Genomic DNA, 11,069 nt, shown 5'->3' on the forward strand with positions numbered 1-11,069 from the left:
AAATGGTGGTTTTGTCAATAAAATTCAGGGAATTCGGCTAAGTGTGGCGAAAATTCATCGTCACGTTTTCGAGAATCCGGGATGGATAGCAAATAAATATAAAAATGATGATAGGGTTGTAATACTGCGGTTTCGAGATTTTAAAAAAGTAATTTTAGAGAAAACGCTTTTAGATGCTATATGTAATGAACTTGGGTGCGAAGATGTAAATTTAGATAATAAAATTTTGATTTTAGATGGGTTTGATGAAATGAAAGCGTTAAATGTCCGTGACGTATTGCTTGATACATTATTTAACGATATTAAGGATTTTGATAATTTTAAATGTATAATAACGTCAAGATTAGGCTATATTAACGCATATCAGTTCCATAGTATTTTAAAACTGAAGGAATTTGATATCAAAAGGGTAGAGGATTTTGTTAAAATAATTACAGGTGATGTCTTACAAAAACGAGAAAGAATAGAGCCTAATTTAGAGGTTCTAGGTATACCAGTAATTCTATATATGGCAATAATGTCTAATATAGATATCAGCGAGAATCCTACAAAGCCAGAATTATATAATCGTATTTTTGCGGAGAAGGGAGGTATATTTGATAGATTTTACGATGGTGAAGTTGAATATAGCAAAGGAAAACAAATTTTAAGGAAACCAGCTAATATTATAAAATATTTGGAATTTTTACAAGAAGTTGCATTTAAAATGTTTGAAAAGGGTGATTTATCTTTAAAGGAAGAAGAGTATCAAGTACCAGAGTTAGAATTTCAAGGGGATTTGGTCAGTATTTTAGAATTTCCCATTAAATATTTGTTTGAAAAAACAGTATATAATATAGAATTTATACATAAATCTATATATGAGTATTTTGTAGCAGAATATATTTTTACATCTTTATTTAAAGTAATAAACGAATCAAAGCAGTCAGTTGCCGGAGTTTTAGGAAAGATATTACCGAAAAGATTAATATCATCAGAGGTTCTTGAATTTTTGGCATATAAAATTAAAAAGACAGAATTAAACTATAAATTTGATATTATAATAAATGCATTTCAATTAATGCTACAAGATGGAATGACATATTATACCAGTGAATGTTATAAAAACGCAATTGAATGTGAAATGCAAGTTTTTGCTAATATGTTGGAAATATTACACTTGTGGAATAATGAGCCATTGGAGTTTATATCTCCAATTATTAACTATATAGAATATAATAAAAAATTGCATTTGAATTTAGCGTATGTTAATCTTAAAAATAAAAATTTAGTAGGAGTAAATTTGAATGAGGCTAATTTGAAAAATGCAAATCTAGGAAGTAGTGAACTAAATGAAATAAAATTGTGCAAATCAAATTTAGTAGGTACAAATTTAAAAATGGCGAAATTAAATAATTCAAAATTAAGTAATGCAAATTTGAAAAATGCTGATTTGTGTGGGGCATCTTTATGTGATGTAGACTTTGAAAACGCAGATTTAAGTGATGCAGATTTAACATATACAAATCTTAAAAGGGCAAATTTGAAAAATGCAAATTTATCTAATGCTGATTTGAGTGCAGCGGTGTTAACTGCCGCAAATTTAAGTGGTATAAACTTATGCAATGCAAAGCTAAGAGGAGCAGAATTAGATGAAAAGCAAGTCATTTCTTTAGAAAAAATATATAATTTGCAAGGTGTGAAAATATATTTGAATGAAACAAAAGAAAAAATAGATTATAAAGAATTTTGTAACAGAAGAATATTAGTAAAATAATTATTATAAGGCATCATCTAAAACCGATTTAAGTTATATTTAGGTGAGATTGACGAGGGCCTTATTTGAAAAGCAAGTTTTTATTCGATATAATCATTTTTTTCTGATTTTATCAAATTTCAAATAGATATTGAAAACCATTAATTTTAGAAACATTATATGATTTCTTGCATTCGTTAGGATGCTATATATCCCCAAAGCTGTACGTTCCTTATACTTATTGGGATGCGATGATAATGTTCGGTAAGAATGGAAGTTCTGTATAGGATATATAGTCATATTAGGTGATAAAATATATGGGAGATTTAAATATATCCTCTGTATATTTGTTTTATCATAGATATTGTGTTCTTGTTCTAAAATCAATGGTGTATCTTTAAATTTAGTTAGAAGAGCTACAGACGGCAAGTTGGTAGAGAAATGGTGTTGTGTCTGAAAATTAAAGATATACATTAGATTATTGGCAATATTAAATGGCGTATTTTTATATAGGGGTATACCCTTATATATGAGATTTTATATTTTTGGATGGAAACATACCCCCTACCCCATATACGCTAATCCATGTACCAGCCTATTCCTGCCCGATAATCAATCATATATCTTTAATTTCTAAATGAAGATAATAAAGCTGATAAATTGGTAGGGTAAAAATAAAACATCTGAAATTCTAAGCTGTACATTAGAATACGAAGAAAGGAACGGATCATTTTAGCTGCAAGTAACCCGTTCCTTTTTTCTTGGATTTTATCTGCTTTTCAAAACTATCAGGAAACTGTAAAGTATGCAAAATAGTTAGCTTTATTTACTACTGCTTTTACCGCCGAAAAAGATAGTATCATTTCCTGTAAGAATTTCCACAATAAGCAGCGCGCCTAATTTCAGAGCATATGTAAATGTGCCATATTGGGTAATATCATCAACGTCTGCCTGAGCGTTACAATAGTTGTTAAATAATTCCTTTGAAGTAACATCCAGTTTTGCTGTTAATTCTTCCATGCATTTACCCTTATGTTTTATTGCTTCATTGAGAGATGAATTATCCGAATACAGAAATGAATCCGGACGGACGTTTCCAAGGTATAATTGTTCTATTATGCTTGACATATTCGGTTCCTTTCTTTGATTTATTTGTTAGTTACTGGTTTTTAAAGCTCCAACAATTCCTTGTATGGATTTGTTACGCATGATATAATATTTACGCTCGAAATGCCATCAGGCAGTTGTTGGGTGGGAAAGTGGCTGGTTACTTGGCAGGTAGGCTGCCGCTTTCTCTTTTTTTGTTTGGTTTGCGGATTCAATTTATCACCTCGTTTCATATCCGTGAAGTAAATATATATCCTGTATCAGAAAAAATCAATAGGTTTGAAAGGGATTTTCGGTTTGGGGAGAAGGGGTTATAGTTCGGGAGGTCAAAAAAATTAAGTTGGTGTTGATGTGGAACAGCTGTGGGCTTTACCAGAATAAAGTCAGAAAAATAAAATGTAAACCTACCGGCATACACCCTTAACACCTGCTCCCCTATGCCACCCATACAATCCCCAAATAAGCATGCTACACGCCTATTTAGCCACGTTTCACCTATACCCTAACTTCCTCTACCCTAACACCATTACAAGCCCAAATTGAGCCTATAATCATAACGTGACCATACAATTACAGCCAAACAGACCGCACAAAAAAGGCTATGAGCAATCAACACTCATAGCCTTTATCATATATCGTTAATTATCTGTTTATCATGTTGTTATCGTTCCCAATAATACCCTGTGCCATCCTCAAAGTACAGTTGTAAGCCATATTCAGTAGCCGAAAAGTCAACGATTACATCCATATCTATAATACTATCACCAACCTGTATATATCCAGCTGGTATAACTTCTTTTATTTCTGTTACTGTCTGAATCTCTGTTATTGTTTCCGCTTGTGTAGTACCTAACAGATAAGACAACATCATTGTAATTCCTATAGCAGCGATAACTCCAATTATTCTAAATGATTTTCCCATAGTGTGTGTTCTCCTTCTTTTTAATTGTGACTGCCAGTAGCTAGAGCAAAGGCTTTTAATGATTGCTTTGCACTTTCATGCGCTGCTCTTAGTGCTTCATTTTCTTTATTTTGGCATAGTGCATAAAACAATTTCTCCTCATTATCTGCTAATATATCAAATATCTGTTGATTCGTCATAATATTCATACCATCCTTTCTTTTTATATTCAGGGTGTAGCCGTGTATTGGTTACACCCATTTTTTACGTTTGTTCATGCTTATGCGAATGTTTCACCTAAAATATAATCAACTGCTTTCTCCGCTTTACTTGAAGCTGATACAATGAATTTAACATCATTCTTGAGCACCGATAACCAACCCTGAATATATGCTGCACTATTACGAAAGCTCTTATCCGATTCAATTCCAAGTATATTCATCAGGTTTGCACTTCCAATCTCTGCAACAAGTTCCTCTTTGCTGTATTCATTGCTGCCGAAAGCGACAAGCTTGCCTTTTCTATCTTCAGCACGGTTGCATCTGCTTTCCTTCATTGTGCTATGTACTGACTCATGAAATGCTGTGCTGTAATACTCGTTTGCATCTTTGAATTGTTCAAATAATGGTAAGTGTATCAGATCACGGCTGGGCGAGTAGTAAGCATCATCACTTGCGGTATGTTCTATTTCAATACCTTCCCGATTCCAATAATCATGTAGTATGCTTTCCGCTTTTTCTATTGGTTCAATATTGTTTAATTCTTCTTTCGGTAAAGGCTCTACACCATCAACCTGTGAGATATGAAATACATTGAAGTATCTCAATAAAGGTATCTGCTTTATTTCCTTTGTGCCGTCTTCCCTTTCTTCTTCTACAGGCTGTATCTTCCAGAATACAATTATCTCTGACTTTTCACCTTTACGGACATGGCCGCCAAGGCTTTCCCATTGCTTAAAAGTTGCATATTCTCCATCGAATTTTAAAAGCATCTGGTTTAATAAGGAATAGCTTTTCTTGCTGATACGGTTATATGCTCCGCTTCTAACGCCTGTCCAGGGCTTTTCCCACGGGATAACGCCTTGTTCTAACTGGCTGATGATTCTATCTGTTACCATCTCATATACTGATTTTGCCATACCTCATAACCTCCTAAATAAAAAAGTGCAAAGCCCTTGATAATTCAATAGACTTTACACTTTGATTTGTGATATTTATTTAGTTATGCTTATGCTAATTTCTGTAGCTTTTCGCTGTGTTCTGCTACAACCTTTTTTATAATAGATATATCTTGCTTCATTGACTCATAATCGTCAACGCTATCTTTATATCTGTCATAAGTTGATGTATAACAAGATTGTATCGTGTTTAATTGTGGCAAAATCACGTTTTCTTGCGTTAGTTCAATCTTTTTTACTCTAGTTTTAATGTCAGCCAAATTGTCTTTGATTTCTTGGAAATTTTTATCTATATGTTCTAATTTGGCATCCATCATATTCGACATTGCAAGCAATAATTCATTATCTGTCATATTCTCACGCTCCTTTGTGTGATTCCTCCATTAGGTGTAATAAGTATATCACAGTCAAAGTGCAAAGTCTATTCAATTATCAAGGTGCTTTGTGTTGTGGTGTTGTTTGATTTGATAAGTCAATGATAACACGATAGCGTGTTAGTGTAAACTGGCATTATAGACAAAAATAACACGATAGCGTTATTGAAGATTAACAAAAAAATAGAGTATGTGTATACTCTATCTCTTTAAATTATTATTCTCGTTCTAATTTTTCATTAACAGCCGATACTATGAAACCATTTAATGATTTTCCAGTATTTGTGATTTTTTCTTTTGTTCCTTTAGGAAAACGAACTAGTACTTTATCATAGTTTTCTTTTTCCCATTTTGCAGTAGCTCTCATATGGGCTTCAGTTGCCTTCTTTTTTTCTTCCATATAATTTCCCTCATATATAAATTGTAGATACAGTAACACGATATCATTTTTTGGGGGCATTGTCAATAACACGATATCGTTTTATGCATAATAAACAAAATATGCCACACGATAGCGTGTTATTTTTAGCAAGTATTCCGATATTGAAATAACACGATATCGTGTTATAATGTCCTTACAAGGTCAAACAAAGCACCAAACAAAACAGACCAACACAAGCAACCGAGCTGACAATACTCATAAATCTGTATCACGTACCTGTGAGTGAGCAATTGAGCAATACCAATAGACACGCAAGTGGTACAGAGGTTGCAATAACAATTAAATAAGGAAAAGGAGAGCGAAAAATATGTGTATGACAATAACAGAAATGAATGAAGCAATGGAGCAGATTCAGGAGTGGAAGAGGATAAAGGAAGAGGCAGAAGACAATATTTCTGCATTGAATGTAAAAGTGATTGAGTTCTTACAGGAAACGGATGAATGTGAAGCTGTTGACAAAAAGGGCAATCCAATCCGCAAATTTATCGGTAATATCTTTAAAGCAACTCTATCTAAAGGGGAGAGAGAAACGGTTGATAAGGCAGAAGTAAAGAAGCTGCTAAATGAAGAAGACTACCAAAAAGTAAGTAAGGTAAGCATTTATCCAGTTTTACGAATCAGCTAATTATAAAGTTGTCAGGGCAACTATAAACAGGCTTTAGGCCCTGAGCGTTCCCACTGGTAACGGTGGGAGGTAGCAACCAAACAACCCAAACGAAAGGCAGGTAACAAAAAATGACAATGAAAAGATTTATGGTTTATTTAGACGATGGCGACAACGTTTACAAATTAGCAATTCCAGCAAAAGACGAAAAAACAGCACGTGAGTATGTACAGGGCAACGGTGAAGTAATAGCAGTTAAAGAGGTAGAGGCTAAAGATTTAATATCAGCTGAAAGAGTAGCGCAAGCATTAAAAAATGCAAATTTTGGTAAATACGAAATTGATTTTATTACTAGAGCATTACAAGAAATTAACATTTGCGAATAAAATCCCCTGACGAGTCTTTGAAAATTAAGACGAAACTACCCAGACAAGGGTAGTCGGGATAGTAATACAACCAAAAAACAATCTAATTCAGGAGGTAAACACCAATGCACAGACAAACAGTCGAATTTGCAGTCACACGCAATAAAGGCAATATTACCAGAATCGGCAGGACAAGTATTTTACAGCCGAAAACCAATTTCAAAGGCGGTTCCATTAAGTGGTATGGGGACAAGCCAAAACAGGAAAGCAGATAAGCCATGACAGGCAGCAGGGCGGATGGTTCTAAACTTTGTAGAGTCCGATTCTCTACGCGCCCATTTCAATAGGCCGTTGAAAGCAATAAGCAAATTTTTATGAGACATTCAGATTAAAGAAAGGAGCCAGTGCAGCAATGACAAGTACAGATTTAGCGGTATCACAGTCAGATATATTAAATACCTACTATGCCGACAACGCAAAGAAGCTTCATAAAGCAGTTGACAGGATATTATGCAGGTTTGGGGGACTGTCGGGAAAAGATACGGATGATTTTTATTCCCTTGCAAATGAGGTTTTTACAGATGTTATAAAAAGATACGACTATAAGCAGCCCTTTGACGGATTCTTATATTCCTGCCTGTCAAATAAGATTATGTCTGAAATCACAAAAAGGAACCGCGAGAAGCGCAAAGCGGACAGGATGGCGGTATCATTGGATGCGGCTAATGGTGAAGAGGAAGAACTTAGCTTGCTGGATTTTTTACCATCTGATTTTGACACTTTTGAGGAAGCAGCCAAAAGGCAGGAAAGTGGAAAATATCAGGATAAAGTGGAGAGGTATATTTCAAAACTGTCTAACCGGCAGGTAAGTATCCTAAATCTTTTGATTGACGGTTATGAGCCGTATGAGATACGGAAGATTTTGAAAATATCGCCCAAGGAATATGCGGACAGTATGCAAATCATGAGAAGCTACGAAAATGTGAAAATATTATTTTGATTATTAGATGTGGAGGGAAATTCTTATGAAGATCAGGAAACAGACATTTAGTTTAGACCAGTATTTAAAATTAATGAAAGCTGAAACAATCCGCACTGACCAGGAATGTCAAAGGTTATCGGGACAATGGAAACCTAACATGGTTGGGGAACTGATAGCAACGGTTTTAACGGACAATTATATACCGCCCATTATCTTAGGGGAGGAAATTGTAAACGGAATTACAAGACAGTGGATCATTGATGGGTTACAAAGGAGCTCAGCCCTTTCACTGTTCAAATATGCCAATACCAAAATCACAAAAAGCCTGGACGAATATTTGATTACATACCAGCGGAAAGTATTGGACGAAAACGGAAACGTTAAAAGGGATGGAAAAGGCGAAATCATTTGGGAGTCTGTAGAGTGTGATATCCGAAACAAAACATATAACCAGCTGCCAGAAGAACTGAAAGAAAGGTTTGACGGCTATCAGATAGAAACAGCGATCCATCAGGACTGCAGTACAACGGAAATTTCCAAACTGGTGAGGAGATATAATAACCATGTCGCTATGAATGCAGCGCAAAAATCATTTACCTATGTAGATACCTTTGCAAGGGAAATCAGGGAGATAACAGAAAACAGGTTCTTTCTTGATACATATACATGCAGCCGTAACGATAAGAAAAATGGAACGCTGGAAAGAGTTGTCGGGGATATGGTGCTCCTTTGTAATTATCCAGAGCAGTACCGGAAAGAAACGGTACAGGGCTTTAAATGGCTGAATGAAAATGCATCAATTTATGATTTTGAGAGTGTCAATGACCTGCTCACGAGGCTTGCTTTATTAGTGGGAAATACAAAGGAGATCAGAGAATTATTTAACAGTAAACATGCACATATCTTTGTGGCGGCATTTAAAGCGTTTATGGAATCAGGGTATGAAGACAGGATGTTTGGAAAATTTCTTGAATGGTTTGTAAATGGCGGAAATGAGACAGAGCTTGACGGAAAATCATGGAATGTATTAGGTATAGACCGTTCCACAAGAGATGCAAACACCGTACATGGAAAACTTCATTATCTTGTGGCACTGATAGAGCAGTATTTCAAGGAAATCAGAAAAGCAGCATAACGGAAATTGGGGAGGGCAAGTCTCTCCCCATACACAAAGGAAGTGAGGAAAATTATGTTCACAATATCGGATATCATTGCAGATATAAGCCGTGGATGTATGGCTAACAACATGATAGAAGACTGCTTTTCATACAGGATTGTATTTTTCATAAATGAAGGGAACAAGGGGAAAAAGGGTTACATTGATACCTCATTTGGAGAGATGCATCAATCCTTGGAAAACATTATAAGAAGCAATCTTTCAGTGACAAACAGTGTTGCCATAGCACAAACAACGGCGTTAAAGAATGGAAAATGCGTATATTTACAAAGCAGGTCATATTCATTCAGTTTGGACGGATATTTCAGGCAGATAAATGGAGAAAGTAAAGACAGAGCCAGAAATGGGACTGTAATGTATAGCAGATATGCAGTGAGATAAAGCGGAAAATTCTGGCCGTTATGTGGAAAGGGTGGGATTAGAAAATGACAGAAAGGGACTATGAAACATATAAGTTTATCATTGATTATATCAAAGAGAATGGACATTCCCCGTCTTACAGGGAAATTGCTGATGGCGTAGGTGTCAGGGCTGTATCTACCATAGCGGAGAGGGTTCACAAGCTTGAGAGTATGGGGAAGATTAAAACGAAAATGGACATACCACGGACGATCAGCGTTGTTGGGTATAAGTATATGAAAGTAAGAGAATAGCTATAGATTATAGCTGTGGCAGGTGGATATTATGGCGATTGTACTGACAAATGGGAAATATTATATAGCTACTAATAAAAAAGGCGGGATTATTAAAACGGAGGCAATAGAAGGTGCACAAACATTTTGCAGTGTGAATGCTGCAATGCGGAAAATATTTAGGTCACCTGGGAAGTGCAAAGGCTATTATCCGTATGATATGGAAAATACTGCTTATGAAGGCAGTACAAAGATAAGGCGAAGAAGATTTTCAGATGAAGAACGGGAAATTATATACAATAAATCGGGTGGACACTGTGAGCTATGCGGCCAGCAATTATTACTGGAAAATATGACGTTGGATCATATCGTACCTTTATCAATGGGCGGTGGGGATTCCATGGAAAATCTGCAAGCGGCTTGTTATGCCTGTAATCAGTTTAAGAGTAATATTCTCCCTGATTTTATGGACAGGATTATAAAGATATTCTTGTATCAGACGGAAAAGAAGTGTAGTAAGGATATGAAGCTAAAAATCATACATAAATTGGTGGAAGCATTATAATAAATTAGTCAGCACTGGTGGAAAATTTCTGTCAGTGCTGATTGTATCAAGCGGTAAGGGATGTTATACTATGTATATATAGAAATGATTATAGTGTTGGACAAATCTAAGGAGTGATGCTCTATGCGGAAATTAAAGGTATACTTAGACACATCGGTTATAAGCCATTTGTTACAAGAGGATGTGCCTGAGAAAATGGCAGATACAAGGCAGTTGTGGGAAATGTTTAAGGATGGAAAATATGATGTGTATTTGTCTACGGTGACATTGAGGGAAATGCAAAAGTGTTCAGAGCCGAAGAAAACACAACTTATAGATTGTCTGAATGAAATACAATTCACAACATTAGATATTACAGATGACGTTGTGGCAATGGCAGAAAAAATTATTGATATGGGAATACTGACACAAAAAAGTTTTGATGATTGCCAGCACATAGGAGCGGCGGTTATAAATGAATGTGATTGCATTATTTCATGGAATTTCAAGCATATTGTTAATGTGAAGACAATTAGAGGTGTAAGAGCAATTACAAATCTGGAAGGATATAAAATGATTGAGATATGGAACCCTTCTGTACTATTGGAAAGTGAGGAATGATTATGATTGCAAAACCAGTTATCAGCCCAGATTTTACCATTGAAGATATTCATAAGATTAGGGAATATCACTATGAGCTTACAAAAGATATGACGACACAGGAAAAAATCAATTTCTATAATGAAGGAGGGAGAGCCTTTTTAAAAGAAATGGAAGAAAGAAAGTTACAGAAAGCACAACTTTAAAAACTTAGCATTTTGAAATCTTGTTTAGTCGGAAAATAGAAATGTTAAATTTGAGAAGCGCCAACGGATGAATTAATCATCTGAAGGTGCTTTTTTGGTGTCTTGCTGCCGGGAATGGATATCGTCAACGGCTTCCTGGAGATACATATTCTGCCATGTCATTTTGATGGATTGTTGTTTTAATTCATTGATACGTTTATCCAGATATCGGGAAAGCCAGTTC

At 35.2% G+C, this 11,069-nt stretch carries 17 protein-coding genes; 11 read left to right on the plus strand and 6 right to left on the minus strand.

Annotated elements, in window-relative coordinates; translation table 11 throughout:
* The coding region (locus D5281_RS22695) for a pentapeptide repeat-containing protein (RefSeq protein WP_160562204.1) at positions 1-1,756 on the plus strand (1,756 nt) is incomplete at its 5' end.
* A gap of 801 nt (positions 1,757-2,557) precedes the next feature.
* On the opposite strand, the gene D5281_RS22700 is transcribed toward D5281_RS22695, so the two are convergent.
* From D5281_RS22700 to D5281_RS22725, 6 genes are all read right to left on the minus strand, one after another.
* Positions 2,558-2,863 carry a DUF6809 family protein gene (locus D5281_RS22700; RefSeq protein ID WP_160562205.1) on the minus strand — a complete coding sequence of 102 codons (306 nt, stop codon included), beginning with the start codon at positions 2,861-2,863 and terminating at the stop codon, positions 2,558-2,560.
* Between the two features lie 640 nt (positions 2,864-3,503).
* Positions 3,504-3,764 carry a hypothetical protein gene (locus D5281_RS22705; RefSeq protein WP_160562206.1) on the minus strand — a complete coding sequence of 87 codons (261 nt, stop codon included), beginning with the start codon at positions 3,762-3,764 and terminating at the stop codon, positions 3,504-3,506.
* 20 nt (positions 3,765-3,784) lie between these two features.
* Positions 3,785-3,952, minus strand: coding sequence for a hypothetical protein (locus D5281_RS22710; RefSeq protein WP_160562207.1), 168 nt, complete (start codon positions 3,950-3,952; stop codon positions 3,785-3,787).
* A 71-nt stretch (positions 3,953-4,023) separates the two neighbouring features.
* Positions 4,024-4,881 carry an ArdC family protein gene (locus D5281_RS22715; protein ID WP_160562208.1) on the minus strand — a complete coding sequence of 286 codons (858 nt, stop codon included), beginning with the start codon at positions 4,879-4,881 and terminating at the stop codon, positions 4,024-4,026.
* Between the two features lie 89 nt (positions 4,882-4,970).
* The gene (locus D5281_RS22720) at positions 4,971-5,273 is read right to left on the minus strand and encodes a hypothetical protein (protein WP_160562209.1); all 303 of its coding nucleotides are present in this window, start codon (positions 5,271-5,273) and stop codon (positions 4,971-4,973) included.
* 238 nt (positions 5,274-5,511) lie between these two features.
* Positions 5,512-5,694: a hypothetical protein gene (locus D5281_RS22725; protein WP_160562210.1), complete on the minus strand. Its 183-nt coding sequence runs from the start codon at positions 5,692-5,694 to the stop codon at positions 5,512-5,514.
* Positions 5,695-6,043: 349 nt separating this feature from the next.
* On the opposite strand from D5281_RS22725, the gene D5281_RS22730 reads away from it, so the two are divergent.
* From D5281_RS22730 to D5281_RS22775, 10 genes are all read left to right on the plus strand, one after another.
* On the plus strand, positions 6,044-6,361 hold the full coding sequence (locus D5281_RS22730) for a hypothetical protein (RefSeq protein WP_160562211.1): 318 nt from the start codon (positions 6,044-6,046) through the stop codon (positions 6,359-6,361).
* A 110-nt stretch (positions 6,362-6,471) separates the two neighbouring features.
* Positions 6,472-6,726 carry a hypothetical protein gene (locus D5281_RS22735; protein WP_160562212.1) on the plus strand — a complete coding sequence of 85 codons (255 nt, stop codon included), beginning with the start codon at positions 6,472-6,474 and terminating at the stop codon, positions 6,724-6,726.
* 104 nt (positions 6,727-6,830) lie between these two features.
* Entirely contained in the window at positions 6,831-6,980 is a 150-nt protein-coding gene (locus tag D5281_RS22740; RefSeq protein WP_160562213.1) for a hypothetical protein, read from the plus strand.
* 137 nt (positions 6,981-7,117) lie between these two features.
* Positions 7,118-7,705 (plus strand): sigma-70 family RNA polymerase sigma factor, encoded by a 588-nt coding sequence (locus D5281_RS22745; RefSeq protein WP_160562214.1) that lies wholly within the window; start codon positions 7,118-7,120, stop codon positions 7,703-7,705.
* Positions 7,706-7,730: 25 nt separating this feature from the next.
* Complete coding sequence (locus D5281_RS22750; RefSeq protein ID WP_160562215.1) at positions 7,731-8,822, plus strand: DUF262 domain-containing protein; 1,092 nt, start codon at positions 7,731-7,733, stop codon at positions 8,820-8,822.
* 54 nt (positions 8,823-8,876) lie between these two features.
* On the plus strand, positions 8,877-9,245 hold the full coding sequence (locus tag D5281_RS22755) for a hypothetical protein (protein ID WP_160562216.1): 369 nt from the start codon (positions 8,877-8,879) through the stop codon (positions 9,243-9,245).
* A gap of 44 nt (positions 9,246-9,289) precedes the next feature.
* A complete protein-coding gene (locus D5281_RS22760) occupies positions 9,290-9,517 on the plus strand; it encodes a LexA family protein (protein ID WP_160562217.1) in 228 nt (75 codons plus the stop codon).
* A gap of 31 nt (positions 9,518-9,548) precedes the next feature.
* On the plus strand, positions 9,549-10,061 hold the full coding sequence (locus D5281_RS22765; protein WP_160562218.1) for an HNH endonuclease: 513 nt from the start codon (positions 9,549-9,551) through the stop codon (positions 10,059-10,061).
* Between the two features lie 123 nt (positions 10,062-10,184).
* On the plus strand, positions 10,185-10,661 hold the full coding sequence (locus D5281_RS22770; protein ID WP_160562219.1) for a type II toxin-antitoxin system VapC family toxin: 477 nt from the start codon (positions 10,185-10,187) through the stop codon (positions 10,659-10,661).
* Between the two features lie 2 nt (positions 10,662-10,663).
* Positions 10,664-10,846, plus strand: a complete 183-nt coding sequence (locus D5281_RS22775) for a hypothetical protein (protein WP_160562220.1) — start codon at positions 10,664-10,666, stop codon at positions 10,844-10,846.
* Positions 10,847-11,069 lie beyond the last annotated feature (223 nt).

Source organism: Parablautia muri, from assembly GCF_009917485.1.
In the GTDB taxonomy this organism is placed as follows: Bacteria; Bacillota; Clostridia; order Lachnospirales; family Lachnospiraceae; genus Suilimivivens; species Suilimivivens muri.

Bases quoted from the DNA above. Each gene is read 5' to 3' on its own strand.
- D5281_RS22700 (WP_160562205.1), bottom strand. From the start codon at position 2,863: ATGTCAAGCATAATAGAACAATTATACCTTGGAAACGTCCGTCCGGAT.
- D5281_RS22705 (WP_160562206.1), bottom strand. From the start codon at position 3,764: ATGGGAAAATCATTTAGAATAATTGGAGTTATCGCTGCTATAGGAATT.
- D5281_RS22710 (WP_160562207.1), bottom strand. From the start codon at position 3,952: ATGAATATTATGACGAATCAACAGATATTTGATATATTAGCAGATAAT.
- D5281_RS22715 (WP_160562208.1), bottom strand. From the start codon at position 4,881: ATGGCAAAATCAGTATATGAGATGGTAACAGATAGAATCATCAGCCAG.
- D5281_RS22720 (WP_160562209.1), bottom strand. From the start codon at position 5,273: ATGACAGATAATGAATTATTGCTTGCAATGTCGAATATGATGGATGCC.
- D5281_RS22725 (WP_160562210.1), bottom strand. From the start codon at position 5,694: ATGGAAGAAAAAAAGAAGGCAACTGAAGCCCATATGAGAGCTACTGCA.
- D5281_RS22730 (WP_160562211.1), top strand. From the start codon at position 6,044: ATGTGTATGACAATAACAGAAATGAATGAAGCAATGGAGCAGATTCAG.
- D5281_RS22735 (WP_160562212.1), top strand. From the start codon at position 6,472: ATGACAATGAAAAGATTTATGGTTTATTTAGACGATGGCGACAACGTT.
- D5281_RS22740 (WP_160562213.1), top strand. From the start codon at position 6,831: ATGCACAGACAAACAGTCGAATTTGCAGTCACACGCAATAAAGGCAAT.
- D5281_RS22745 (WP_160562214.1), top strand. From the start codon at position 7,118: ATGACAAGTACAGATTTAGCGGTATCACAGTCAGATATATTAAATACC.
- D5281_RS22750 (WP_160562215.1), top strand. From the start codon at position 7,731: ATGAAGATCAGGAAACAGACATTTAGTTTAGACCAGTATTTAAAATTA.
- D5281_RS22755 (WP_160562216.1), top strand. From the start codon at position 8,877: ATGTTCACAATATCGGATATCATTGCAGATATAAGCCGTGGATGTATG.
- D5281_RS22760 (WP_160562217.1), top strand. From the start codon at position 9,290: ATGACAGAAAGGGACTATGAAACATATAAGTTTATCATTGATTATATC.
- D5281_RS22765 (WP_160562218.1), top strand. From the start codon at position 9,549: ATGGCGATTGTACTGACAAATGGGAAATATTATATAGCTACTAATAAA.
- D5281_RS22770 (WP_160562219.1), top strand. From the start codon at position 10,185: ATGCGGAAATTAAAGGTATACTTAGACACATCGGTTATAAGCCATTTG.
- D5281_RS22775 (WP_160562220.1), top strand. From the start codon at position 10,664: ATGATTGCAAAACCAGTTATCAGCCCAGATTTTACCATTGAAGATATT.